A 26343-nucleotide genomic window follows, 5' to 3' on the forward strand; every position below is an offset into this window, starting at 1 on the left:
ATGAATGGAGATGGAAATACGGGTTAATCAAATTGAATTGAATGGACACACGTTTCAATACCGGGAGAGCGGGGATGTTTCTGCACCACCGCTTGTTGTTCTGCACGCGATGGGTAAAAGTGCAGAGTCATGGGATCAAGTGGCTGCCGCATTAGGAGAAAATTATCGTGTATTAGCTTTAGATCAACGGGGACACGGTGGGAGTGAGAGAACCAATACATACACATTCGAATTGATGCGCGATGATTTGCTTCATTTTGCGGATGCGCTGAATTTGGGAAGATTTTCGCTAATAGGGCATTCCATGGGGGGAACAGTTTCCTATCTTTTCTCGCAAACTTTTCCTTCGAGGATAGATAGGTTGATTGTCGAAGATACGCCTCCACCTTTCTCGGATGAACCAATTGAGGTTCCTTCCCAACCTTCTGTCCCTCTGACGTTTGATTGGCAGGTTGTGCCTTCGATAATACAGCAGCTTAATGAACCCAATCCCGAATGGTGGGCACGTCTTACCGATATTATGATGCCGACGCTTGTTATAGGGGGCGGGTCGAGCCAAATACCCCAAAATATATTGCAGGAAGTTTCCGAGCTTATTCCGAATTGCGAATTGGTGACGATAGAGGATGCAGGACACTTTGTGCATGAAGATAATTTATCAGCTTTCCTGGCTGCCGTAACAAGGTTTCTTTCCAAAGGGCAGGCGCTTTAATGAGATTGGAGGGTTGCCGATGCAGCCCTCTTATTTCTGCTTAAATGTATGGTTTATTTTATAGACGGCATTTACCGATTTATTATTAATGATTTCCAGTAACTGTTCCGCCATATAGTCAGCGCTGTATTTAAAACCGGTGTTGACCCATTCGATGATCATGCCTAAGATCGCATATGCCTGATAACTGGAGGCAAGTTCTGTATTGATCTTAGGATTCGGCCGGTAATCTTCCAGGTCTTCCAATGGAAGTTTCTTTAATTCATTACAAATCCTTTCCAGTAATTTAGGCCATGCATTCGACTTTAGGATGAGGGTATAAATGTTTGCATAGTTAGCTACATGTTCAAATATTTTGATCACAGAAGCCGTTAGTTCATTGATGGTGAAAGTTTCAACGTTTTTATAAGGTTCCCGGTAAGATATGATCAAATCGGCAATTACATCCTCCATGACCTCTTCAAGCAGTTCCTCTTTGTACTGATAGTGTTTGTAAAATGTACCCCGATTAAGGTCGGCGCGTTCTACAATGTCAGTAATCGATATATCCCTGAAATCCTTGTGTTGCATTAATGATATGAGAGATTCTTTCAAAGCCAGTTTGGATTTCCTGATCCTCCTATCAATCCCAGTATTATTATTGGACATTTTCTTCACCCTTTGTTCGTTATTGTACTTTTAATGAACATAATGAACACTTTCTGTTCATTGTTCAACATCGAGATCATCATTTGCTGATTGTATAAGCCTATTGAAACTAATTATACTATAAAGGAAGTTAGTAAATGAACATCTGTACAATAAGTATCACTTCAATAGAGTGAATGGGGGAGTTCAAATGAAATTACAAGACAAAGTTGCAGTAGTGACAGGCGCAGCATCTGGCATGGGGAAACAAATTGCTATAGATTATGCTAGAGAAGGGGCTAAAGTCGTCGTATCGGATTTGAATCTCGATGGCGCGAACGAGACGGTAGAAGAAATAAAAGCGAATGGCGGAATGGCCTTTGCCATTAAAACGAACGTAGCAGTGGAGGAAGATATTCAACATTTGATCGATACCACGGTAAATACGTATGGCACGGTGGATATTTTAGTGAATAACGCGGGTATCATGGATGGCATGGAACCTGCTGGAGACATAGAAGATTCTAGATGGGATCGGATTTTTGCTATTAACACGACAAGCGTCATGCGTTCGACTAGAAAGGTACTGCCGATCTTTTTAGAGAAACAAAAAGGGGTCATCATCAATATTGCTTCTGCTGGCGGTTTGTACGGTGCCCGAGCAGGCGCAGCATACACTGCCTCTAAGCACGCAGTGGTTGGGTTCACAAAAAACACGGGCTTCATGTATGCCAATAAAGGGATTCGCTGCAATGCAATAGCACCAGGCGGAGTTGAAACCAATATCGGTTCCAGCATGACGAATATCAATGAGTTTGGCTTCTCCCGCCAACAATTGGGTATGGCCATCAATCCACGCAATGGCAAACCTGAGGAAATCGCTAAAGTGGCTTTGTTCCTTGCTTCAGACGATTCCAGTTTTGTTAATGGCACTGTCATCACGGCAGATGCTGGTTGGAGTGCGTATTAAGCGTAAATTAAAAAGAGGAAGGTCAAGAACTTGGGACTGACACATGCATTCCTGCTAACAAGCAGGGATGCATTTTTTTTGAGTGGAGCATTGATGGGGATTGTGGTTAGCCAACAATTTGCAAGGGGAAGGTTTCGCCTTCAGCGGGGAACATTTTCATTTCAATCGAAAGTGGATAAGTGAGGGCTGGATAGTTCAACTACTATCCAGTTTTTTTCAAAAAGAATATGCTATCAATTGGATTTAAAAGATAAGTTGAACTCTGAAATCTTGGAAGCATTATAGGTCCCAAAAAAATCCACTTTCCCTATGAAATTGGATCATTGAGTGATCCATTAGTTTGCTGCGATTACTTTCACCTTCCACACAAACGAAATATTAATTTGCGTGAGAATATTGAAGGACTTTCTGACGTACGTAATCAAGGTGCTTGTACATTTGGCTGAATGCTTCGTGTGGATCATGTGCTGCAAGAGCCGCATATATGGCTTTATGATACTTTACAGTCAGTTCCCGTTCCCTGAATTGTATCAGGCTATTTATTTTATTATGGGTAATCAATAAGGAATCGATCATGCCTTCGATAATGGGATTGTTCGCACTTAAAGCAATGATCTTGTGGAATTCTTTATCGGCCTCTCCATAATCGTTGTCTTCACTATTGGCAATCGTGTCAATCGTAACTTGCAGTTTCTCCAGTTGTTCGTCTGTGATCTTCTCGGCAGCCATTGTTACCAATCCCAACTCCAATGCCATTCGCGCTTCGATGATCGCTGGTAAATTATTCGTAGCCAGCGCCAGCATGACAGAGAATGGATGTGTACCGATTTTATCGTTAAAAAAGGTTCCTTCACGCGTTTTTCGTGTAATGACACCTAGTGTATCAAGTGCACTGAGCGCCTCCCGTAAAACAGGCCGGCTTACTTCAAGTTCTTTCATAAGTTCCATTTCAGGAGGCAATTTGTCGCCCGCTTTCATTTGTCCGCTGACGAGCAGGTGCACGATTTGATCCACGACTTGTTGTGAAAGAGTGTTGCGATGTACCGATTGTACGCCTAATTTCTTTGACGATTCTTCCATTGTGTAACCCCTTTTCTGTTAAATCCTATATGTATTCATACTGTAAGACTAATTATATAATATAATACACTTATTTGCATGTGAGGGAGAGAAGATCTATGCCCAAAAAAAGTAAAATGCGCCGCTCTAAAGAGAGAGACGCACGCATTGTTGGAAAAGATCATCTGACAAGGCAAGGTGATTTTGGATTGAACTCCCATCCGGAAATCAGGTATTGCATCGCCATTGAATCATCACGGGCACCAAGTCCTTTTTGTTTATAAAGCTGATGTGCCTTCTCGATTTGTTCCATATCCACTTCAATTCCGAGTCCTGGTTTGGAAGGGACATCGACCATTCCGCCGACAATTTTAAAAGGTTCTTTCGTCAAACGCTGCCCATCCTGCCAAATCCAGTGGGTATCGATCGCAGTGATTTTTCCTGGTGCGGCTGCAGCAACGTGTGTAAACATGGCAAGTGAAATGTCAAAGTGATTATTCGAATGTGATCCCCATGTCAATCCCCAGTCATTGCACATTTGAGCGACACGGACGGAGCCTTGCATCGTCCAAAAATGCGGATCGGCAAGTGGGATGTCCACGGATTGAAGTTGAATGGAGTGCCCCATTTGCCTCCAGTCCGTTGCAATCATATTAGTAGCGGTCGGAAGGCCCGTTGCGCGCCTGAATTCCGTCATGATTTCCCGGGCGGAAAAACCATTTTCCGCTCCGCATGGATCTTCCGCATAGGCTAAAACATGATGTTGATCCCGGCAAAGTTCAATCGCATCCTTAAGCAGCCAGCCGCCATTTGGATCAAGGGTGATCCTGGCTTCAGGGAAGCGTTCCGCAAGTGCCGTCACCGCTTCGATTTCTTCTTCCCCGCGCAAAACCCCGCCTTTCAGTTTAAAATCATTGAATCCATAGCGAGAGTGGGCGGCTTCTGCCAAGCGGACAATCGATTCAGGTGTGAGCGCTTCCTCATGACGAAGGCGAATCCAGTCATCTGCCGCTTCAGGCTCGCTTAAATAACCAAGATCCGTTTTATTGCGGTCACCTACATAAAATAAGTAGCCCAGCATTTCCACCTTATCACGCTGCTGTCCTTCGCCGAGAAGGGCTGCAACTGGAACACCTAAATATTGGCCGACTAAATCCAGAAGTGCCGCTTCCAATGCCGTTACGGCATGGATGGCTATACGGAGATCGAACGTCTGAAGGCCGCGGCCTCCTGCATCCCGGTCCGCAAACTGCTTACGGATGGTATTCAGAATGTTGTTGTATGTCCCAATGGACTGGCCGACAACCAATTGTTTAGCATCTTCGAGTGTTTGGCGAATTTTTTCGCCTCCAGGAACTTCACCTACACCAGTATTACCCGCATTATCTTTCAAAATGACAATGTTCCGGGTGAAATAAGGAGCATGGGCACCACTCAAGTTCAGCAGCATGCCGTCATGGCCTGCAACTGGGATGACGCTCATTTCTGAAATTACCGGTGTGTCGATTTTTACATTATCCTTAAGCAATTGATTGTTCATGATTCTTCCCCCTACCAGAATATTTGGTTAACTATGATTTTAACTCTACACGTTTAATTTCACCAACAAGGAATAAATAGCTGCAAATCGCGACAAGAGCATTGGCACATACGAAGACTAGCGCCCCATTAAATGATCCTGTCGTGGCAATGATGTATCCGATGATGATTGGTGTTGTAATGCCTGCAATGTTACCGAATGTGTTGAAAAGCCCGCCACTGACACCGGACATTTCCTTTGGTGAGGTATCGGCCACTACCGCCCAGCCGAGTGCCCCAAATCCTTTACCGAAAAACGCTAGGGCCATAACGAAAATGACCACCCATTCCGTATCTACATAGTTTGCAGCTACTAAGCTCATCGATAGAAGCATCCCAACTACAATTGGCAATTTTCGGGCGACAGTCAATGAGAATCCCTTCCGTAGCAAGAAATCCGAGAATGTCCCTCCGAGAATGCCGCCAAAAAATCCACAAATGGCCGGAAGGGAAGCGACGAGTCCAACTTCAAGAATGGTCATGCCTCTTTCTTGTACAAGGTACACAGGAAACCATGTAAGGAAAAAGTACGTTAACGTCGTAATGCAATATTGTCCGAGATAAACACCTAACAGCATGCGGTTTGATAAAAGCTGCTTAATATGATTCCAGTTGACGCCTTTCTTTTCTTCCTTATTTTTAGAGGTTTGATCCATATTGATCAAAGCGCCGCCTGCTTCGATATATTCAAGCTCAGCTTTGTTGATGCGCGGATGTTCCTTTGGGCCATATATCGTTTTCAGCCAGAAGAAAGCAACGATGATACCTAAAGCGCCCATAAAGAAGAAGACGTATTCCCAACCAAATTTATACGTAATGTAGCCCATGATCGGTGCAAAGAGAACGGTTGCAAAATACTGGGCTGAATTGAAAGTGGCAGCCGCGGTTCCGCGTTCATGGCTTGGGAACCAGGTAGCAACGATGCGGCTGTTGGCCGGAAAGGAAGGGGCTTCTGCCAATCCAACTAAAAAACGCAGTCCGAATAATACCATGACAGCCGTTCCGGCAGAACCGAAAAAACCGAGAAATCCTTGTAAAAGTGTAAAGGTAGACCATAGCGTGATACTCCAAAAGTAAACTTTTTTTGAGCCAAAACGGTCCAAAAGCCATCCACCCGGAATTTGTCCAGCTACGTAAGACCATGCAAAAGCGGAGAAAACATAGCCCATCATGACTGAATCGAGACCAAGCTGACCAGACATGTCCGTACCTGCTATTGATAGCGTCGCACGATCTGCATAATTCAGGGCGGTAACCAAAAAGAGCATGAAGACAATGAACCATCGTGTCCGTGTTTTTTTCTGGGCATTTGGCAGTTTAGGAGATGCTTGAAAAACTTTTTCTTCAGCGTTCATATACTCACTTCCTTAAACGTATTTAATTATATTTTTTTAGTTGATACCGCTTACAATGTTGGCCGCTTCTCCCTTCGTGAAAATTCTTAATATTTAGTTTTGTCCAATGGTAAGACAAATAAAATTGTTTGTCAATGGCTTTTTTCATAAATCGTTTTTCATGTTTAGCACCTTAATTATCGTGTTTTTTTGTATATATTAGAAGCGAAATTATTGTGGGATGAGGTGATGCTCGATTTTTCAGAAAATAAAAAAAATACGATTGACCAGACGGTATATTTGTCTTACAATAAAACAATAATACACAAGGAGGAATAGAAAATGAATAAAATTCGCAAGGCGCCTAAAGGGATTCTCGGATTTCCCGTAGCACCATTTACAACGAGTAACAAGCTGGATGAACAAGCACTAGCCCAAAATATCCAATTTTTACTGGATGAGGGACTCGAGGCTATTTTCGTAGCATGCGCAGCAGCGGAATATCCATCGTTAAGTAAAGAGGAATATGAAGCGATGGTAGAGGTAGCAGTATCCGTTACAGCTGGTAAAGTCCCTGTATACACAGGGGTAGGCGGGAATATTCAAACTTCCCTGGAACTTGCCAGAATATCAGCGGATAGAGGGGCAGACGGATATTTAATATTACCTCCATATCTTGTTACTGGAGAACAGGCAGGTCTGGCGGCTTATTTCAAAGCTATCGCAGAGAGTACGGACTTAAATTCCATCGTATATCAGCGTGATAATGTTTCACTTTCAATTTCAACTTTGGAAGCGCTTGCTGAGGTCCCGCAGGTGGTCGGCGTCAAAGACGGTCTAGGCAATATGGAGTTGAATGGACTCCTTACACAAACGTTCGGAAAGCGTTTCGGCTGGCTGAACGGAATGCCGCTTGCGGAAGTTACCATGTCGGCCTACGTTCCACTTGGCTTTGACTCTTACTCATCCGCGATATCCAATTACATCCCGCACATCTCACGGAAATTCTATAATGGCATTTTGAGCGGAGATCAAGAAACGGTCAAAGAAATTTACCAACAGGTCATCATGCCAATCAACAATATTCGCCGTCAGCGAAAAGGGTATGCCGTTTCTCTCATTAAAGCAGGAATGGAGATCATGGGAATGCCGGTTGGGCAAACAGTCAGATTACCAATTCTTCCAGTGGAAAAAGAACATTATGCAGAAATGCAAACGATATTAGAGAATGCTTTAGATCGTTTTCCAAAAGAAACACCAATTCAATCAATCTAATAAGGGCGGGATTATATATGATAACTACAGTTCAAACAAAAACGTATCTTAACTATATTAACGGTGAATGGGTTGCTTCCATTTCAAATGAAGTTGAAAAAAGTTTAAACCCGGCAGATAATCAGGCAATTGTCGGATATGTACAGAAATCTGCCAAGGAAGATTTGAACCTGGCTGTGGAAGCGGCGAAAAAGGCGAAAGACAAATGGCGCAAACTAGCTGGTTCAGAGCGCGGGGAGTATCTATATAAAGTGGCGCATATTCTTGAAAAGCGGATTGATGAAATCGCAGAATGTGCAACACGGGAAATGGGTAAGACCTTTGCAGAAACAAAAGGGGAAACGGCACGCGGTATTGCAATCCTGAAATACTATGCAGGAGAAGGAATGCGTAAAGTGGGGGATGTCATTCCATCGACCGACAGTTCAGCGCTTATGTTCACGACGCGCGTCCCGCTTGGTGTAGTAGGCGTCATTACACCTTGGAATTTCCCGATTGCCATCCCGATCTGGAAGATGGCTCCTGCACTCGTTTATGGGAATACGATTGTGGTGAAGCCAGCCACCGAGACGGCCATCACCTGTGCGAAGATCATGGAGTGTTTTGAAGAAGCAGGTTTACCGGCGGGTGTTATCAATATGGTCACAGGGCCGGGCAGTGTCATCGGGCAGGGCATCGCCGATCACGAAGATATAAACGGCATTACCTTTACCGGCTCAAACGGGGTTGGAAAAAGGATTGGACAAGCGGCGTTAGCACGCGGAGCGAAATACCAGCTTGAAATGGGCGGGAAAAACCCGGTAATCGTTGCAGCGGATGCGGATCTAAATCTGGCTGTAGAAGCAGTCATTACAGGCGCGTTTCGCTCGACGGGGCAAAAATGTACCGCGACAAGCCGCGTCATCGTTGCAGCTGAAGTTTATGAAGAGTTCAAGCAGCTGCTGGTGAAAGAAACGAAAGGCATTTCCATCGGGGATGGATTGGACAGCGGGACATGGATGGGGCCATGCGCCAGTGAAAATCAATTAAATACGGTTCTTTCCTATATCGAAAAAGGAGTCGAAGAAGGCGCTACACTTCTAACTGGCGGAAAGCGTGCTGAAGAAGGCACTCAGGCTAATGGCTTTTATGTAGAGCCTACGATTTTTGATAACTGCACGTCAGATATGGCAATTGTACAGGAAGAAATTTTTGGCCCGGTGATTGCTTTATTGAAAGCTGATTCTGTCGAAGAAGCCCTGCAACTTGCGAACAGCGTCGAATATGGCCTTAGTGCTTCGATTTTCACTGCCAATATCCAACATTTGCTATCATTTGTTAACGATATGGAAGCCGGATTGATCAGGGTCAATGCTGAGAGCGCAGGCGTTGAATTGCAGGCGCCATTTGGCGGCATGAAAAACTCCAGCTCCCACTCCAGGGAACAAGGAGAAGCCGCAAAAGAGTTTTTTACATCCATTAAAACGGTGTTTGTAAAATAATATAACGTGAATGCGATCAATGGATAACGCTTTCGAATTAATGATGATAGAACTTATGAAGTTAATAAATCTGGAAGGAAGTTAAATAATGAAATCGCAGGGATCGCCAATTATTACAGATATGAAGGTTATTCCAGTAGCAGGCCATGATAGTGCCCTGCTCACACTAAGTGGCTGTCATGCTCCTTATTTCACTCGTAATATTGTTATTTTAGAAGATGAAACGGGGAATACGGGTATCGGTGAGATTCATGGCGGCGATGATATTACCAGAATGATAGAAAGTTATCGTCCATTTGTGGTAGGACAAGAGATTGCCGATTATAGAGGTTGTATTACTGCAATACGTAAAGGTGGTTTGAATATAAAAGGTGACTCTGGTGAAGGGTTACAAGGATTGAATTTAGCCAATTTAAAATTTGTTGTGCAAGCGGAAGCTGCTGTTGAATGCGCCATGATGGACTTGCTTGGTAAATTTGTTAATAAACCAATTGCAGCGCTACTTGGCGATGGAGGTATTCAACGTACAGAAGTTCCTTTCTTAGGCTATTTATTCTATATCGCGGATATGGAAAAACTCAATCTTGATTATTTACGTGAAACACATTTTAAGGATGATTGGGACCGCGTTAGACGAATTGAAACGTTAACAGCTGAAGGAATTGTCGCTCAAGCAAAAGCAGCTGAAGATCGTTATGGATTCAAGAGTTTCAAATTAAAGGGTGGAGTGCTTCGTGGAGAAGAAGAAATGGAAGCGATTCAAGCTTTACATGAAGCATTCCCTGATTCAAGAATTAATCTTGATCCAAATGGTGCTTGGTCACTGGAAGAAGCCATTAAGCTTTGCAAAGGTAAAGGAGATATACTTGCCTATATTGAAGATCCGTGTGGTCCTGAAGCGGGATTCTCCAGCCGTGAAATAATGGCTGAATTCAAGATTGCAACCGGTCTGCCTGTTGCTACAAATATGATTGCGACAAATTGGCGTCAATTCCATCATGCAGCAGCACTTAGAGCAGTCGATATTGTGTTGGCTGACCCGCATTTCTGGACATTGAATGGCAGTATTCGTATGGCGCATGTATTAAATGATTGGGGCTTAACATGGGGGTCGCATTCCAATAACCACTTTGATATTACATTGGCGGCATTTACACAAGTAGCAGCTGCTGCGCCAGGAAATATTTCACCAATCGATACACACTATATTTGGCAAGATGGCCAAGAATTATGTGATGATTCTTTACAAATTAAAGATGGAATGATTAAACTGCCTGATAAACCTGGTTTAGGTGTAGAAATAAATATGGATAAAGTGATGAAAGCAAATGAATTATATCGTAGTCTGCCATATCATGATCGTGATGATTCAACTTCCATGCAGTATCTGATTAAAGAGTGGAAATATAACTCTAAAAAACCATGTATGGTGAGATAAACTTTTCGATTTAAATGTATGGGTAATTACCATGAGTAAAAGAATGAATATCTCAATCTATTAAAGATGAAAATATTAGCATTCTACTCATGGTAGTTGCTAAAAATACATGAATTGTAAGCCCTTACTTTATTACAATTCTAAAGGCATTAAACTGAAAGCGCATTTATCTAAAAATTAAGAATAAAAGGAGGGAGCTTATGAACAGTAGCGGTGCTCAACGCATCAGCAATGAGATTGAATCTCCTAAAAAAACCAATGTGCGTTTTACGATACTTGCCATGTTATTTATCGTGACCGTCATTAATTATATTGACCGTTCTGCTTTGGGTATAGCTGCTCCAGTAATGAAAGAAGACCTTGCCTTCGATGCAGTGAAATTAGGTGTTGCTTTTTCGGCCTTTAACTGGGCATATACTGCATTTAACATTCCAGGAGGTTGGTTACTGGATCGATTTGGAGCACGTAAAGTTTATGGTGTTGCATTATTATTATGGTCCATATTCACCTTTTTTCAAGGATTTATCAGCACCTTACTTGGATTATTCATTTTAAGATTCTTGGTTGGGATTACTGAAGCTCCATCTTTTCCAGGGAATAGCAGATTGACGACGATGTGGTTTCCACAACATGAACGCGGACGGGCGGTATCGATTTATAACTCCGCACAATATTTTGGATTGGCACTTTTCACGCCAGTCATGGCATGGATATTACAAGAGTTTGGCTGGCACGATGTTTTCTTTGTTGCAGGAGGAGCAGGTATCTTTGTAGCCATTTTATGGTTTGCATTTGTACGTGAACCATACAACCATCCACGTGTAAATCAAGCAGAAATCGATTATATTAATTCTGGTGGAGGGTTAGCAAACAAAGAAGAAAAAAGAAAAGTGAACTGGTCTGATATCCGTCTTTTGTTGTCAAACAGACAAATGGTCGGAATTTATATTGGTCAGTATGCGTTGAATACAATTGTTTGGTTTTTCTTAACGTGGTTCCCTACATATCTCGTAACGGAGAAGGGTTTATCTCTAATTCAAACAGGATTTGCAGCATCGGTACCTTATATAGGAGCATTTTTTGGAGGTATCGTTGGCGGTATCATTTCCGACAAATTATTGAAAAAAGGAAAATCGCTCGCTGTTGCACGTAAAACACCGATCATCACTGGGTTTCTTTTATCCAGCACGATCGTATTGGCTAACTTCACTTCAAATATTTTTCTTCTTATCCTAATCATGTCCATTGCCTTTTTCGCAAAAGGTTTAGCAGGTCTTACATGGTCCCTTGTCGGTGATATGGCACCAAAAGAACTTATTGGTTTAACTGGCGGTATTTTTAATACCATTGGGAATATCGCAGGTATTGTAACACCACTTGTCATCGGCTTTATTTTAGCCAAAACAAATTCCTTTAGCGGTGCCCTGATCTTTGTTGCCAGTGTATTGTTCATAGGAGCTCTATCCTACATTTTCATAGTAAATAAACCTGAAAGAATCGTATTGATAGATAAAAATTAACAGAAGTAAAGAAAACGAACTTTTGAAAAATGAAGATTCTTATTTAAAAAGCAACATGTATATCCATAACAGACAAGCATGCTAGCTTTATTATATGGAAAGGGTTGGTAAAGTGGATACGAAAACGCAACTGACGGAGGTACCGCTTTATATTAAGGTAAATAGGTCGGACAATGTCGCCATCGTGGTTAATACGGGGGGCTTGGATCAAGGAACCGTTTTCCCTTGTGGGCTTGAATTGAAAGAAAGAGTACCACAAGGACACAAAGTGGCTTTGATGGATATAGACGAGAATGAAGCCATCATCCGCTATGGGGAAGTTATCGGTCATGCGGCTGAATCAATCAGTAAGGGCTGTTGGATTGACGAGTCACTGGTGATGCTTCCGGCTTCTCCGGATTTAAAGGAATTGCCGGTAGCGAATGATATACCCGAAGCTTTACCCCCGCTTGAAGGATATACATTTCAAGGGTTCCGCAATGAAGATGGCAGTGTTGGAACCAAGAATATATTAGGCATTACAACAAGCGTTCAATGTGTAGTAGGCGTGCTGGATTTCGTCGTGAACCGGATAAAAAAAGAGCTTCTCCCGAAGTATCACAATGTTGATGATGTTGTCGCCATAAATCACAACTATGGGTGCGGAGTTGCAATCAATGCACCGGAAGCGGTTATTCCTATTCGCACAATACAGAACCTTGCGAAACACCCGAATTTCGGGGGGGAAGCGTTGGTAGTCGGATTGGGGTGTGAAAAACTGTCTCCAATGAGAATAAATCCAAGCGGGGACGATTCAGATATCATTTCCCTTCAGGATCAGCAGGGATTTGCGGGAATGGTCCAATCCATTATGGAAATGGCCGAGGAACGTTTAATCAAGTTGAACCGCAGGCAGCGGGAGACGTTTCCGGTTTCCGAATTAGTCATCGGCACGCAGTGCGGAGGAAGTGATGCATTTTCCGGTGTGACAGCTAACCCTGCAGTAGGATATGCTACAGATCTGTTAGTTAGGGCAGGGGCAACCGTTCTATTTTCTGAGGTCACAGAAGTGCGGGACGCGATTCATCTATTGACGCCCCGTGCAGTGAATGAAGAAGTGGGGAGAGCTTTAATAAAGGAAATGGATTGGTATGATAACTACCTTGCTTTAGGTGACGCCGATCGAAGTGCCAATCCGTCGCCAGGAAACAAAAAAGGCGGATTGGCCAATGTAGTGGAAAAATCATTAGGCTCCATTGCCAAATCCGGAGGCAGCCCCATTTCAGGCGTACTGGCCCCAGGTGAAAAAGCAACGGAAAAAGGGCTGATTTTTGCAGCTACACCAGCTAGTGACTTCGTTTGCGGAACGCTGCAGCTCGCTTCCGGCATGCACCTTCAAGTTTTTACAACTGGAAGAGGCACACCTTATAATCTGGCAATGGCTTCCGTCATCAAAGTATCTACACGAAATACATTGACCGAGCAATGGAAAGATCTGATTGATATAAATGCAGGAACTATCGCTACAGGTGAAGCAACCATAGAGGATGTCGGATGGGAAATATTTCACCTCATTTTGGAAGTGGCCAGCGGTAAAAAGAAAACCTGGGCAGAGCATTGGGGACTGCATAATGATTTGGTCCTGTTCAATCCTGCGCCAATTACCTAATAATGATTTACTTAAGAAGGACTTCCTTTTAAAAGGGATCCTTTTTTTGTTGGCCCAATTATAAAACTGTCATTATTTTTCCTCCAGAAAAGAGGACAGCCTAACTTTTAGTTGAAATTATTAATGGACGATCGGTTTTCCATCATGACGAAAAAAGGGCAATACTGTACAGGAGGGATATCTTGGTCACATTCAGGAATGCAACAGTAAAAGACTTAAGTGAAATAGTGCGGATGCTGGCGGATGATGTATTGGGGAGGGAAAGGGAACGCTATGAAAATCCCCTTCCTGAAAGCTATCTAAAAGCATTTGCATCCATTGATGCAGATGACAATAATGAATTGATCGTAGCATGTCTTGGTGAGGAAATCGTTGGGGTGCAGCAGATCACTTTCACTCCATATATTACCCATCAAGGCGGTTGGAGAGCAACGATCGAAGGGGTTCGGACGGCATCTTCAGAACGGGGGAAAGGCATTGGAAGCAAGTTGATTCAATATGCGATTGACCGTGCCAGGAAGCGTGGCTGCCATATCATTCAGCTGACGACCGATAAAAAGCGGGAAGAAACACTGCGATTTTATGAACGTTTAGGATTTAAAGCCACTCATGAAGGGATGAAAATGAAGCTTTGATTCACCGTCTTTTGACCCCTTTTTCTATGCACAACAATTCGTCTGGTATTATATGTTAAAATTATGTTTGAGATATTAAGATGTGCAGGATCTGATGAAAGGGTGTGCTCGATGGAAAACGAAGCATGTATTCAGAAGAGGTACGGTGTAATTAGTTTCACTTCATTCATCATTGGAATCATTTGCTTTTTTACTGTTTTTATTACACCTATTAGAATGGCAAATATCGGGAGCATGACGGGTGATTATATAACTTTTTTCCTTACGATTGCAGGCATCGTCCTCTCCGTCATAGGAATTTTGAAGAAAACGGAGAAAAAAGTGATTTCTATCATTTCTTTGGTTTTTTCCTCGTCATTCTTTATATTTGGGGTTATCGTCATCACCTTGTTGTTAACTGGTGAAATAGAATTGCCCAGTAGAATAAATTAGTATTTGGATATGATTGGAAGATAAAAGGCGTAGAGATAGATTGAAACCAAATGGACCTTTCGTGATGCATCACGGACAGCTAAAAACAGAATGGAGAATCATAGAATGAATGTCAAAGCGGAATTATATTGGAATCAATTTTGGCAGGGGAAAGATGAAGAAAAACCCCAGGCAGTCAGTGCATGGCAATTCGGGGCTGATCCCGATCAGTTGGCTCAATTAGTGATGGATGGGATAAAAACGGCTACGTGCTCTGGTTATGTTTTTTATGAAGAGGAACATGAACCATTACCATCCGTAGGTGATTACAGCATTATTTTAAGTAGTGAGGATGAGCCCTTAGCCATCATCCAAACAGTGAAAGTCGAAGTATTGCCCATGAATGAAGTGAGTGAAGAGTTTGCGATTGCAGAAGGGGAGGGTGATCGAACCTATACATACTGGTGGGATGCTCATGAAAAATGGCTGAAAGAAGAATTGGGCAAAATCGGCCACACCTTTAAAGAAGATATGCTGCTTGTGTGTGAGCGTTTTGAATTGATACATGTAAAGTGACAGAAGGGAACAATAAGTGTTTTCGTTCAGTGATTTGCTATAATAGGTCATTGGATTAAAAAACTTATAGAAAGATAGGTATTTGCATGAAAAAGAAACTGACATTCATTGGATTGGGAATCGTGGTTGTTTTCCTGCTATTGCTTGGTACGTATAAATTAATGAATTCGAGAACATATCAGGTATTCGGAGGACTGACGGATAATGTCGAGACGAATGAAAAAGTGGTCGCTTTGACATTTGATGATGGCCCATCGAAGAATGTGAATCAGATCCTTCCGTTATTGGAAAAATACGATGTAAAAGCTACTTTCTTCCTGATTGGTAACGAAATCGAAAAATACCCAGAGGAAGCTGGAAAAATAGCGGAAGCAGGACATCAGATTGGGAATCACACGTATTCCCACAAGCGAATGGTTTTTAAATCGCCTTCTTTTATCAAGGCGGAAATCGAGAAAACGGATAAATTAATTCAGGACTCCGGATATAAGGGTGAAATTGACGTCCGGCCACCCAATGGGAAAAAAATCATGGGTCTGCCTTATTATTTAAATGAAAATGATAGAGAGACCATTACCTGGAATCTGGAACCAGATAGCTATTACACTTCCGCTTCTGACAAAATGAAGTATGTGAAGGAAAATATAAAACCAGGTTCGATCATCCTGATGCATCCAATGTATGATGATACGGGTAAAGAACTTCAAGCGATTGAAGGGATCTTACAAGAGTTAACGAACGAAGGGTATACATTTGTAACGGTCAATGAACTTCAAGAATTGTAGTTTCATTTATACCGTATGTACGATTTTCGAAGAAAAGGGTTGCTGCGGCAGCCCTTTTTTAATTGATATACAGAATAGTACAAAACGTGGTCTGCATATTGTTTCTTAACGGAATCCGTTTTAAGGGCATGCATTCGCATGAATTTTTCCTAAGTGTAAATAAAGCTATCAAAATGGGGCTGGTTACTTGTATCGGAATAAAAATACCGCTCTGATCATCCTTTTGAGTTTCCTGTTATTCCTATTTCTTGTCGTGCTCATTTTTCGCCACATCAAGGTATACTTCGTGTATAGCTCGGGCATCGGCCCGTTATTGCTTATCGGTGTAATGGTTTTGGCTATCGCTATGCTTTTTTTCAAGAGATATAAATGATCGAGTTTGTTTGCATTTTTTTAGGTTGTGCTATTTGAACGTTGATTGGAACGTAGGGCACTCGCTTACCGTGGGCGGTCCGCCCTCGACGCTTCGCGCCAGCGGGGTCTCCCCTGGCCACGCTTTTCCCGCAGGAGTTCGTAGTTTTAAAATTCAGATAGAACTCCTTTTGTCTAAAAACTGGGTGCTGCTGCGGCAGCCTTTTTTATGTGGAAAAAAGTTCTCTACATCGAGAGACATAAAAAAAAATAAAAATCAATAAAAAATTAACACTCCAAGATTAGTAATATATGGTAAGATTTGAAATGGAATTATTTTCTTTTAAATTATATTCAGGGGTGATTAGTACGTGGAGTTTTTTACTAAGTGGTCATTTAAGAACAAGGCTGCCGTATCATTGGTAACTATTTTTATTTTGTTGATAGGAGTTGTCAGTTATTTTAAACTGCCGATGGAATTTTTACCAGCTGCTGATAATCCACAAGTTACGATTATCACAATGGGGCAGGGCACCGATTCGAAAACGATGGAAGCGCAAGTTACAGATCCGATTGAAAGGGCAGTCACTGGAGTTAAGGGAAAGAGTTCAATATACTCCACCACGGGAGATGGATTTTCAAAAGTAGATCTATTCTTTGAAGCCGGATCGGATATGAAACAAGCGAAACTTGATGTTCAAGAGGCTTTAGGCAGTGTAGCATTGCCACAAAGCATGGCAAAGCCTACTGTTACACAGTTAAATACATCAATGATTCCCATTTCATTTGTTTCCGTTACTTTTAAGGATGGATTAACAGCTGAAAATATAGACTTTACCAAGAAAGAATTAGAGCCTCTGTATAAAGATATTAAAGGGGTTTCGGATGTACAGACATTTGGAGTTTCCCAATCCGTTCTTTCAGTCAAGGTGGATAATGAGGAATTGGCTAAAAAGAAAGTCTCCATTCAAGATGTCATGAGCGTCCTTAACGGTCAGAATGCAGCTTTGGCCGTAGGTGAAAAAGTGATTGATGGGAAGGCAAGTAACATCAAGGTTATCGGGGATTTAACAAGTATTGAAAAATTAAAAGCGTTAAAGGTCACTCCAAATGTCACACTTGGAGAGATAGCAAAAGTTGAAGAAACGAAGGATGGCAACCTCATCAGCCGTTTTAACGGGGAGGAAAGCATTGATTTAAGCATTATCAAGGACAGTCAATCAAATGCCGTCACAATCAGTAAAGAGGTTGAAAAAGTAGCTAAGGAAATTAATGAAAAGTATAGTGACCAAAAATCGACCATTTATTTATCTACAGCTGATATGGTGGAGACTTCCGTTCAGACGATGGTAAAGGAAGTTCTGCTAGGTGCGCTATTCGCCACGATAGTAATCATGGTCTTTTTACGGAATGTACGATCCACATTCATTACAATTGTATCCATACCGCTATCTCTTGGCTTTACGTTATTTTTGCTGTCATTGTCGGGAGTGACGCTGAATATTTTGACGCTGGGCGGTGTCGCTGTAGCGATCGGGCGCTTGGTGGACGATAGCATTGTTGTTATTGAAAATATTTTCCGGAAAATGCAGCAGGAGAAGATTTCAATGGAATTGGTGATGGGTGCAACTAAAGAAGTGGGAGTGGCGATAACAGCTTCAACCCTTACGACTGTAGCCGTTTTCTTGCCGGTTGCTTTATTGAATGGAGGGCTACAAGAGTTTCTTCTTCCTTTCGCTTTGACTGTCACTTATTCTTTGCTGGCCTCTTTAATCGTGGCATTAACAGTTGTTCCGTTAATGAGTGCAGGATTGCTGAAAAGGACGGAGCTGCCAAAACATCGCCCGGCCAAGCGTTTTACCAAGCTGGTTACTTGGTCACTAAACCATAAGTGGGTTGTCTTGATTATTGCCATGCTGTTGTTTGTCGGTTCCATTGGTACATATTTTGCCATGCCAAAAGGGGCGATTGATAATTCTTCAGCAGACTATGTTTCCGTGACATTAACTTATCCAAATGATCAGCCCTATGAAAAAGTGAAGGAAAAGGCGATTGAACTCGAAGAAACGATGCAGGATATGAGTGAAGTGGATAATATCTTCATGCAATTAGGAAACTCTGCCGAGATGGCGCAATATGGTGAAGTCGCATCACCTACAGAAGCGATTTTCGGCCTCCTGGTGAAGGATAAAGCAAATGTAGATACGATCCTAAAGAAGATGGAAAAGGAACAAGAAAACTATCCTGATGCGAAGCTTACGGCCCAAGCCTCTTCATTTATGATGGGGGCATCAAAGACGAACATTACGATAGATGTGATCGGCAGTAATGTTGAAGATTTGGAACTGACGGCCAATAAGGTCAAAGAAAGCATACAGGATATTAAAGGAATTGAAGAAGTAACAACGAACCAAGACGAAAAGAAAACCATTTATTCATTCAAGGTAGATCCGGCTAAAGGCAATACAGAACAAATCGGTCAACAATTAGGTATCATGCTTAATAAAACGCCTATCGGCAATATCACTTTACAGGATAAACAGACACCTGTCGTCCTTGAACCAATCTTAGATCCTAAAAAACCAGAGGATTTAAAAAGCATTCCGATCATGACAGATGGCGGTCTAGCCCCTGTGTCAAAGGTCGCTTCTTTAAAGAGCGAAGAGAGTGCAACAACGCAGTTCCATAAAGATGGGGAAACGTATCTTCAATTGACGGCAACGGTCGATCCGACTAAGCTTTCCGAAATTGCAAGCAAAATAAATCTTGAGATATTTGGAGATAAAGAGAAGAACAAAGGACTTGATATTCCGAATGATGTAGATATTCTAGTCGGGGGAGCCAGTGCTCAGCAAACAGACGATTTTTCCGATTTGTTCCTTACGATGTTAATATCGATCGGCATTGTCTTTTTAATCATGGTTATAACATTCAAATCGATCAAAGCGCCGATCGCCATTCTATTTTCCTTGCCATTCGCTGCCATTGGAGCGGTATTAGGATTGGTTATCAGTCGAATTCCAGTCGATATTACAGCACTGCTGGGTGCTCTTATGTTAATTGGAATTGTTGTGACAAACGCGATTGTGCTTCTGGATCGAGTCAAACAAAATGAAGAAAAAATGATTATCCGTGATGCGATCGTCGAAGCGACAGCTACAAGATTCCGTCCGATCATAATGACGGCTGTAGCCACGATTTGTGCCATGCTGCCCCTATTATATAAAAAGGCCGAAACAGGAAGCTTGGTTTCACAAAGTTTAGCGATCGTTGTCATTGGCGGGTTAGCCGTGTCTACCCTGCTCACACTTATCGTCATTCCATGTATATACGAATTGCTGTACTATAAAAAATCGAAAAAACAGAGAAAGAAAAAGAGGGAACCCGTAAACGAACAAATCGAGATGTAATAATAAAAAGTTTGTAGAGAAAGCAACGCTTTCTTTACAAACTTTTTTTTCTGTAAAATGGTACATGTTCTTTAGTTTTTTTAAAATAATGGTTGACTTTCTTTTGACCTGTAACTAAAATGATTACAGCTAGTGACAATGTTATATTTTTTTTAGTTTGTGTTGTAACTGGTTCGATTACAAGTTTAGCCAATGATGAAAAGTGAGGGAATATATAATGACAGTGAAAATTAAAGCGTATTCTGATTTTATATGTCCATTTTGTTTTTTAGGTAAAGGTCCTTTGGACGAAATCGTAAAGGAAAAGGATGTAGAAGTGGAATGGATGCCATTTGAATTGCGACCGAGTCCATATTCCAAAATTGATCCATGGAATGAACCCGATAAGTTGAATTCATGGGATTCCTACATTCTGCCTGCTGCGAAAAAACTGGGAGTGGATATGCGTTTACCCCGTGTCTCCCCGCATCCATATACACATTTGGCGTTCGAAGGCTGCCATTTTGCAAAGGAGCACGGAAAAGGGAAAGAGTTCCACAACAGAGTATTTACAGCGTTTTTTCAAGAGGAACAAAATATTGAAGATATTGAAGTATTGACAAAATTAGCGGGTGAAGTTGAACTTCCTATAGATGCTTTTAGAGAAGCATTAGTGTCACGAAAGTATCGGGAAGTGCACCAAGAAGCACTGAAACATGCTTATGAAGAAGCGGATATCAGGGCTGTCCCGACGTTTATTATTGGTGATGAAGTTATTCAAGGACTAGCCAGCAAAGAAAGGTTAGCGCAAGTCATTGAGAAGGAAGAGGCAAAAAATAAACGGAATGAACTTGAGGGCTTGCAATGTGATGGCAAGGGGAATTGCTAAAAACCTTCTGAGGATTAAAAAAATTAGGCTCTTTTCGTAAAGATTGTTGTTTTTAAAACGAAACGATTTAAGGTTGATTGGAGCGCAAGTGCGAGACTCCTGCGGGAGCAGCGGGACAGGTGAGACCCCACAGGCGTTTACGCCGAGGAGGCTCACCGCCCGCCCCGCGGAAAGCGAGCATCTGGAGGGGAAATCAACCACACCGCTTTACTTGGAAAATAGCAACAAAGTAAGCGAAAACAGCCAAAAATTAAAAACATCATAATTTGGAGGAGTCAAAATGTCAGCAACTACAACAAATTTAAAAGAAGCAATTATCAATCGCCGTTCCATCCGTAAGGTGAAAAAGAACGAAAATATTACGAAAGAAAGAATGATTGAAGTATTGAAAACGGCTTTACATGCACCAACTTCATTTAATATGCAAAGTGGACGAGTGGTAGTAGTGATGGATGACGAGCATGAAAAGTTCTGGGATATTGTAAAAGAAACACTTCGTTCCCGAGTTCCGGAAGAGAGCTTTGCGGCAACAGTAGAACGATTACAAGGATTTCGTGATGGAGTGGGTACCCTTCTATTCTTTGAAAATCAAGAAACAATAGAACAAATGCAAGAAAAAGCACCCTCCTATAAAGAACAGTTTCCATATTGGTCCCATCAAGGAAATGCTATGCTTCAGTATGCAGTATGGATGACTTTATCAGCGGAAGGTATAGGGGCATCTTTACAACATTATAATCCCATCATAGATGAAGAAGTGATGAAGACCTGGGATCTTCCAGGGAAATGGTCGCTGATAGCTCAAATGCCATTTGGTGAGCCGAATGAACAACCAGGAGAAAAAATGCTCCTGCCTTTCGAGGATATTGTGAAATTTTATTAATTCAAAATTTTAGGGTTGGGATACTAGATTAACCAAGAGCGCGTTTACTCTTAATGAGTAAAACGTGCTCTTTTTATTTGAAGAAACGTTCCAGAAGCATTACAGATACAGGGAAGGTGAAGCGAAAATATGCGTTGCCGATATTCATCCTGAATATAATAGTGGAGGTAAATAATTGACAATGAGAATCATTTTCATTTATAGTGATATGTGTAATGAAAGTAATTCTCAATTAGGAAGTGATATAGATGAAGGTATTCATTGGTTATGTCAGTTTATCCGGTAATACCGAGAATATGGCTATAAACATAAAGAATAGAATGAAGGCTGTCGGCTGTGAAGTATATATGGAAAGATTGGATACTGTTGAAGTTGATGCTTTAAAGGATTTTGATTTGGCCTTTATTGGTTTATATACATGGAATCTTGAAGATTTACCGTATGAAGCACACGAGTTTTATGAAGAAATGGACCAGGTGGACTTTGCTGGAGTGAAAGTCGCATTCTTTGGTGCCGGCGACTTGACCCATTCGAAACCTTGCGCCGCGATAGATACTCTTTCCGATAAAATGAAGCAAGTTGGATTTGATGTATATGATCGAGTATTGAAAATACACCAGGATAGCAGTACATACGAACAATTAAGGAAATGTGAAGACTTTGCAGAGCATGCCCTTATATGGGGAAGCAATAGGAAGAAGTGGAGATTCTTCATGTGGGATCGGATGCTAGGCAGCCCAAAATACCAAAAGTCAGCATTTTTGTTAAGGAGGGTCCTTGATGATTACCCAATTAAGTGCAAAGGGAGAAGCAAAAAAAGAGGAACTTATACAAGAACTTCTGAAATTAGGGATTTTTAAAAAATATAATAAACAACTATATGAGCTTCCGATAGTTGTTTTACAAAAGGAATTCAATCACTTGAGAGGTGAATTAAAAAATGTCTAGGAGAAGGAAATCTTATACTGAACTGCTAAAAGAAAACCGCGAACTTCTGTTGCATGACAAAATGGAAGTGGAACGCATCTATACAAAAATCGACCAAAAAGCCATCAATGAAAAAAAGGGAAGTAAGCAAGTACAATCATGATTGAACAATAATAAAACCGAAATCTATCTTTTGATTTCGGTTTTTTCTACTCAATTTTTCACTTTTCGTAACAGCTTGTCATGAAGTTTGGACAAGGTGAACAAGACAATGATGGAGCCGATCAATGTTAACGACATATCCCATTGTGCGTCCCAAATATCACCTTGTGTTCCTAAAAATTCTTTTGAAGCTTTTCCGCCTTTTGAAACGATGGCAGCTATCCATTCGATGATTTCATATAAGGCTCCAATGGCAAGCGCAAAACTTAATGTAACAGCAAATAACCACGATCCTTTTTTTAGAGGGGTTTTACGTATTATTATTTCTCTAATCACAATCGCAAATAAACCTTTCAGGAAATGCCCAAACCGATCATAGTGGTTCCGGTTTAGATCGTAATGGTCTTTTAGCCAATTAAATAGTGGGACTTTTGAGTACGTATAATGGGCACCGATGAACATGGTGATTGAAAGGACGGCAATAACGAAATAGGATAATGTAGTGAGGCGGAATTTATTATAAGTAGCAAGTAAATAAATCAGAAACACGACGGCAGGAAGTGCTTCCATTGTCCATATCAAGTATCCTTCAGGCTTAATGACCGACCAAATAAAAACGGCAGTGACTAGCAATAGAAATAATAAATGAATCAGTATGCTTTTATCTCTTCCCAATTTTTTTCACTCCATTAAATTTATCAGTTGATCGAATCAAACAGTTCGTGTATGGATAAAACGCTTAATGCTTACATTTAAACCATTAGCCGCTTTTGTAGGGATCTGATGCTTGGCATGTTCAATGAATTTTAATTCCGTACTTGGCAATTTTTCATGCAATAAATTAGCGTAATGATGCAATGGTTTATCTTTTTTACCATAGATCAGTAAAATGGGCAGGGTGATTTTCTCTAGCTGGTGTGTACAGTTATAATGCAAACTATAATGGTAATACTGCTCGATATTTCGGGCATCTCCCTTTAGGGCGTCATTAAACATTTCGTTGAACAACTTTCCTGTATTTGAATTGCTCCATGAAATGGAAAGCGCAAGAATTGGAACTGCGTCTTTATTTGCAAGTGAAATTCCTAAAGAAATCTTTTGCTTTAAATATTTATCCCTCACTTCTGACATTCCACCTATTACAATGCCTCCTAGAGCACTATCGCTACAAGTCAGCAAATATTCCAATACGATGGAGCCGCCGGTCGAGTAACCACATATGATAGCTTTTTTAATTTCCAAATGATTCAACAGATGTTTGATATCTTCTATAATCAGGGGATAAGTTACTGGCAGTCTTGAATACTGACTTCTTCCGTGACCCCTAATATCGAATGTGATAACTTTGAACTCTTTCGATAATTCTTCCATTTGGTATTGGAAATTAACACTTGTCAGTACTGGAGGATGAATAAAGACAATAGGAACCCCTTTTCCCTTAACGGAATAATACAAGCTAATACCGTCCACATCTAACATTGGCATGAATATTCACCTCATTCGAAGAGTACTTGCATAATATCCCTCCTGAAAGAATTTTCCCTTTAAAACGTATTTTTATTACGAATTGTTTCGGTAACAAACATCTTGAATTTTTTGGTTTTTTTTGAACAAGATATAAGAGTTCAGGAAATGAACAAAAATATATATAATAAGGTGATGTTAATGAAGGCAAACATGAATAAAATTTTGCCAGTTGTCGCTTCGGTCGGAGTAGGTATCGCTACTTATCAAATGTTGAGTGGAAATGGCGGAAAAATGAAAAATATGGTTCCGCTTGCCACTAACCTGATGGGCATGGGAACTGGGATGCAAGGGCAGAATCAACAACAGCCATAAGATCACTAAAACAGAGTAATCTCCCTTTTAGGGGATTATTTTGTTTTAGTCAAGAAAAGGGACCTCCATCATATTAGCTTCATACACACCATGAATCGTATTTACCATTTTTTATAATTTAAGTAATAAAACACCAATAAAATAACTCCATACGTTATAATGAATGGGCTCCAAGGGAAGTGTCAGAAACCTGCAGGAGTGATCATATGAATGGAGGTTATATGTATTGAAGAAAAAATTAATGGTCATTATTCCAACAGTTGCCCTGATGTTGGCCCCACTAGGAGCGGGACCTTCAATTACCCACGCAGCTTCAAAGGAGAAAATCGAAAAGAAGGCGGAAACGCGCCCGACCCTCAGGAAAGGCTCACGTTCGAGTTATGTAAGAGACTTACAGCAAAGCCTTAAAGATGTTAAATATAATGTAGGCGTTGATGGGATTTTCGGTACGCAAACACAAAATGTGGTAAGGGAGTTTCAAGTGGATCATAACTTAGCTTCAGATGGTATCGTCGGACCGCTGACATGGGCGGCTTTAGATGAAAATAAGGTGGAAAGAAGACAGTTCACGGAGAAAGAAGCGGTCGCGTTAGGGAAGAAGAAACTGGGTAACAAGATCGTATTCAGCGGTGATGGCAGATTGCTGAAAGATGGCAAAGGAAAATCCTATTACAACTATAAAGCAGCTAATAAAGATTGGATCGATCAAGGCGGCACAGGAACGATTGGGTGGTTCCACATTTATAAAGATGGCCGTGTAGTGGAACAATAAAAGGATATACATGCAAAGAATGTTCTCACTTTATGTGGGATTTTTTTTATGTAAGGCATGAAATAATAAGAAGACTAAATACACCTATTTTTGGCTATAAAAGTAAATATAGATATAATAGTAAATGGACAGCAATTTGGTATAGTGGGCAGCGGTCACTCCTTTTCAGAAAGGGGGTGTCGCGCTGGTGATTTCTATTATGGACGGACTGATGCTAATGATTTCATTCGCTTCTTTAATCGTCGCAATAATCGCGGTTACATTAAAAAAGTAACCCCCTCCATACCATCCGGCCAGATGTATGTAGGAAAAGGGTTACTTTCATGATTGAGTAGCTACTGACTTACCACAGAAAGCCGCTGCTCTTTATGCAGTTTGCTGTTCATTAAGACGCTGGTTTAACCAGTGTCTTTTTTTTATATATGTTAGTTATCATTATTATATCCTCATTTTACCCATACATTCAACTAAAAAACATGGAAAGGGCATCGATTGGTTCCTTTACGTACTTTCAAGAGTTTCCTTGGGGAGCTCTTGGATTAACGAAGCTTTTGGTGCCAAATTAGATTTTCGTTAATTTCCCGCCGGCTTCCGGTTTGAATAATTTCATTCCTTTATAAGAGACAATCGACGGGATCATACAAAGCAAGGCCATCGGTAAACAATAAAGTAGATAGAAATGCCCTCCGTTTTCCAGCGAGGGAATATAGGCTAAAGCGACAAAAAGTAAAGTGAAAAAAATGATCGTGAAAATCCCGAAAGATTGATGATAGAATGCATGAATTTCCCTTCTTCTTTCCTCTTGGTTGGGTAAGGTTTTTACTGCTTTGTGCGTTCGAAGGAATAGGTACAAGGAGAACATTAGAAATAAAGCGGAAAATGGTAAAGCGATCGCAAATAATGAAACGTCAAGAATGGAAAGATAAAAGCTGGATAAAAAGAAAACTTCTGATACCCCTAATGCAAAACAATAATTGAAGATACTTATTCTATCAGGTTGTTTAAGCATGAAATCCCTCCTTCTATATCATATTATGCAACTGCTTTCATGTTCACCACTTTGTCACATTTAAAAGGAAAAA

The 26343-nt window shown here is 41.2% G+C and carries 26 protein-coding genes; 19 read left to right on the forward strand and 7 right to left on the reverse strand.

The genetic code is table 11. From position 1 onward, the window contains the following. Nucleotides 1-10: 10 nt before the first annotated feature. On the forward strand, nt 11-712 hold the full coding sequence (locus BW986_RS00825) for an alpha/beta fold hydrolase (RefSeq protein ID WP_076364244.1): 702 nt from the start codon (nt 11-13) through the stop codon (nt 710-712). Nucleotides 713-742: 30 nt separating this feature from the next. Here BW986_RS00825 and BW986_RS00830 read toward each other — a convergent pair whose 3' ends face one another. Next, nucleotides 743-1360, reverse strand: a complete 618-nt coding sequence (locus BW986_RS00830) for a TetR/AcrR family transcriptional regulator (protein WP_076364247.1) — start codon at nt 1358-1360, stop codon at nt 743-745. A gap of 190 nt (nt 1361-1550) precedes the next feature. On the opposite strand from BW986_RS00830, the gene BW986_RS00835 reads away from it, so the two are divergent. After that, complete coding sequence (locus BW986_RS00835) at nt 1551-2309, forward strand: SDR family oxidoreductase (RefSeq protein ID WP_076364249.1); 759 nt, start codon at nt 1551-1553, stop codon at nt 2307-2309. Nucleotides 2310-2687: 378 nt separating this feature from the next. On the opposite strand, the gene BW986_RS00840 is transcribed toward BW986_RS00835, so the two are convergent. From BW986_RS00840 to BW986_RS00850, 3 genes are all read right to left on the reverse strand, one after another. Then, nucleotides 2688-3389 (reverse strand): FadR/GntR family transcriptional regulator, encoded by a 702-nt coding sequence (locus BW986_RS00840; RefSeq protein ID WP_076364251.1) that lies wholly within the window; start codon nt 3387-3389, stop codon nt 2688-2690. Nucleotides 3390-3549: 160 nt separating this feature from the next. Beyond that, a complete protein-coding gene (gene gudD, locus BW986_RS00845) occupies nt 3550-4908 on the reverse strand; it encodes a glucarate dehydratase (protein ID WP_076364253.1) in 1359 nt (452 codons plus the stop codon). Nucleotides 4909-4939: 31 nt separating this feature from the next. Beyond that, entirely contained in the window at nt 4940-6301 is a 1362-nt protein-coding gene (locus tag BW986_RS00850) for an MFS transporter (RefSeq protein WP_076364255.1), read from the reverse strand. 321 nt (nt 6302-6622) lie between these two features. Between BW986_RS00850 and kdgD the strand changes: the two genes are divergently transcribed. The 15 genes from kdgD to BW986_RS29455 all read left to right on the forward strand — a co-directional run bounded on the left by kdgD (nt 6623) and on the right by BW986_RS29455 (nt 22651). Continuing rightward, nucleotides 6623-7555, forward strand: coding sequence for a 5-dehydro-4-deoxyglucarate dehydratase (gene kdgD / locus BW986_RS00855; RefSeq protein ID WP_076364257.1), 933 nt, complete (start codon nt 6623-6625; stop codon nt 7553-7555). A 17-nt stretch (nt 7556-7572) separates the two neighbouring features. Then, entirely contained in the window at nt 7573-9036 is a 1464-nt protein-coding gene (gucD, locus tag BW986_RS00860) for an alpha-ketoglutaric semialdehyde dehydrogenase GucD (protein ID WP_076364259.1), read from the forward strand. 88 nt (nt 9037-9124) lie between these two features. Then, nucleotides 9125-10474, forward strand: a complete 1350-nt coding sequence (locus BW986_RS00865; protein WP_076364261.1) for a glucarate dehydratase family protein — start codon at nt 9125-9127, stop codon at nt 10472-10474. Between the two features lie 200 nt (nt 10475-10674). Further along, entirely contained in the window at nt 10675-11994 is a 1320-nt protein-coding gene (locus BW986_RS00870) for an MFS transporter (RefSeq protein WP_179085982.1), read from the forward strand. A 94-nt stretch (nt 11995-12088) separates the two neighbouring features. After that, nucleotides 12089-13642 (forward strand): galactarate dehydratase, encoded by a 1554-nt coding sequence (gene garD / locus BW986_RS00875; RefSeq protein WP_076364263.1) that lies wholly within the window; start codon nt 12089-12091, stop codon nt 13640-13642. Nucleotides 13643-13824: 182 nt separating this feature from the next. After that, nucleotides 13825-14277, forward strand: a complete 453-nt coding sequence (locus tag BW986_RS00880) for a GNAT family N-acetyltransferase (RefSeq protein ID WP_076364265.1) — start codon at nt 13825-13827, stop codon at nt 14275-14277. Between the two features lie 111 nt (nt 14278-14388). Beyond that, entirely contained in the window at nt 14389-14709 is a 321-nt protein-coding gene (locus BW986_RS00885; RefSeq protein ID WP_076364267.1) for a hypothetical protein, read from the forward strand. 105 nt (nt 14710-14814) lie between these two features. Beyond that, nucleotides 14815-15264 carry an ASCH domain-containing protein gene (locus BW986_RS00890; RefSeq protein ID WP_076364269.1) on the forward strand — a complete coding sequence of 150 codons (450 nt, stop codon included), beginning with the start codon at nt 14815-14817 and terminating at the stop codon, nt 15262-15264. Nucleotides 15265-15350: 86 nt separating this feature from the next. Next, nucleotides 15351-16049, forward strand: a complete 699-nt coding sequence (locus tag BW986_RS00895) for a polysaccharide deacetylase family protein (protein WP_076364271.1) — start codon at nt 15351-15353, stop codon at nt 16047-16049. Nucleotides 16050-16771: 722 nt separating this feature from the next. Continuing rightward, on the forward strand, nt 16772-19810 hold the full coding sequence (locus tag BW986_RS00905) for an efflux RND transporter permease subunit (protein ID WP_076364275.1): 3039 nt from the start codon (nt 16772-16774) through the stop codon (nt 19808-19810). Nucleotides 19811-20027: 217 nt separating this feature from the next. Continuing rightward, nucleotides 20028-20678: a DsbA family oxidoreductase gene (locus tag BW986_RS00910; RefSeq protein ID WP_076364277.1), complete on the forward strand. Its 651-nt coding sequence runs from the start codon at nt 20028-20030 to the stop codon at nt 20676-20678. A 280-nt stretch (nt 20679-20958) separates the two neighbouring features. Beyond that, nucleotides 20959-21561: a nitroreductase family protein gene (locus BW986_RS00920; protein WP_076364281.1), complete on the forward strand. Its 603-nt coding sequence runs from the start codon at nt 20959-20961 to the stop codon at nt 21559-21561. Nucleotides 21562-21809: 248 nt separating this feature from the next. After that, a complete protein-coding gene (locus BW986_RS00925) occupies nt 21810-22421 on the forward strand; it encodes a flavodoxin domain-containing protein (protein ID WP_076364283.1) in 612 nt (203 codons plus the stop codon). Continuing rightward, nucleotides 22342-22509 carry a Fur-regulated basic protein FbpA gene (locus BW986_RS31170; protein ID WP_081395464.1) on the forward strand — a complete coding sequence of 56 codons (168 nt, stop codon included), beginning with the start codon at nt 22342-22344 and terminating at the stop codon, nt 22507-22509. The genes BW986_RS00925 and BW986_RS31170 overlap by 80 nt, the downstream gene beginning before the upstream one ends. Then, nucleotides 22502-22651, forward strand: a complete 150-nt coding sequence (locus BW986_RS29455; RefSeq protein ID WP_098372439.1) for an FbpB family small basic protein — start codon at nt 22502-22504, stop codon at nt 22649-22651. Before BW986_RS31170 ends, BW986_RS29455 begins: the two co-directional genes overlap by 8 nt. Before the next feature lie 50 nt (nt 22652-22701). Here BW986_RS29455 and BW986_RS00935 read toward each other — a convergent pair whose 3' ends face one another. Then, nucleotides 22702-23325: a DUF2238 domain-containing protein gene (locus BW986_RS00935; RefSeq protein ID WP_076364285.1), complete on the reverse strand. Its 624-nt coding sequence runs from the start codon at nt 23323-23325 to the stop codon at nt 22702-22704. A gap of 36 nt (nt 23326-23361) precedes the next feature. Then, nucleotides 23362-24135, reverse strand: coding sequence for an alpha/beta fold hydrolase (locus BW986_RS00940; RefSeq protein ID WP_076364287.1), 774 nt, complete (start codon nt 24133-24135; stop codon nt 23362-23364). Between the two features lie 147 nt (nt 24136-24282). Between BW986_RS00940 and BW986_RS00945 the strand changes: the two genes are divergently transcribed. Further along, a complete protein-coding gene (locus BW986_RS00945) occupies nt 24283-24489 on the forward strand; it encodes a hypothetical protein (protein ID WP_076364289.1) in 207 nt (68 codons plus the stop codon). 226 nt (nt 24490-24715) lie between these two features. Next, nucleotides 24716-25261 carry a peptidoglycan-binding domain-containing protein gene (locus tag BW986_RS00950; protein WP_260320484.1) on the forward strand — a complete coding sequence of 182 codons (546 nt, stop codon included), beginning with the start codon at nt 24716-24718 and terminating at the stop codon, nt 25259-25261. A gap of 562 nt (nt 25262-25823) precedes the next feature. Here BW986_RS00950 and BW986_RS00955 read toward each other — a convergent pair. Then, on the reverse strand, nt 25824-26270 hold the full coding sequence (locus BW986_RS00955) for a hypothetical protein (RefSeq protein ID WP_076364291.1): 447 nt from the start codon (nt 26268-26270) through the stop codon (nt 25824-25826). Nucleotides 26271-26343 lie beyond the last annotated feature (73 nt).

This window comes from Peribacillus simplex (assembly GCF_900156045.1).
Taxonomy (GTDB): domain Bacteria; phylum Bacillota; class Bacilli; order Bacillales; family DSM-1321; genus Peribacillus; species Peribacillus simplex_D.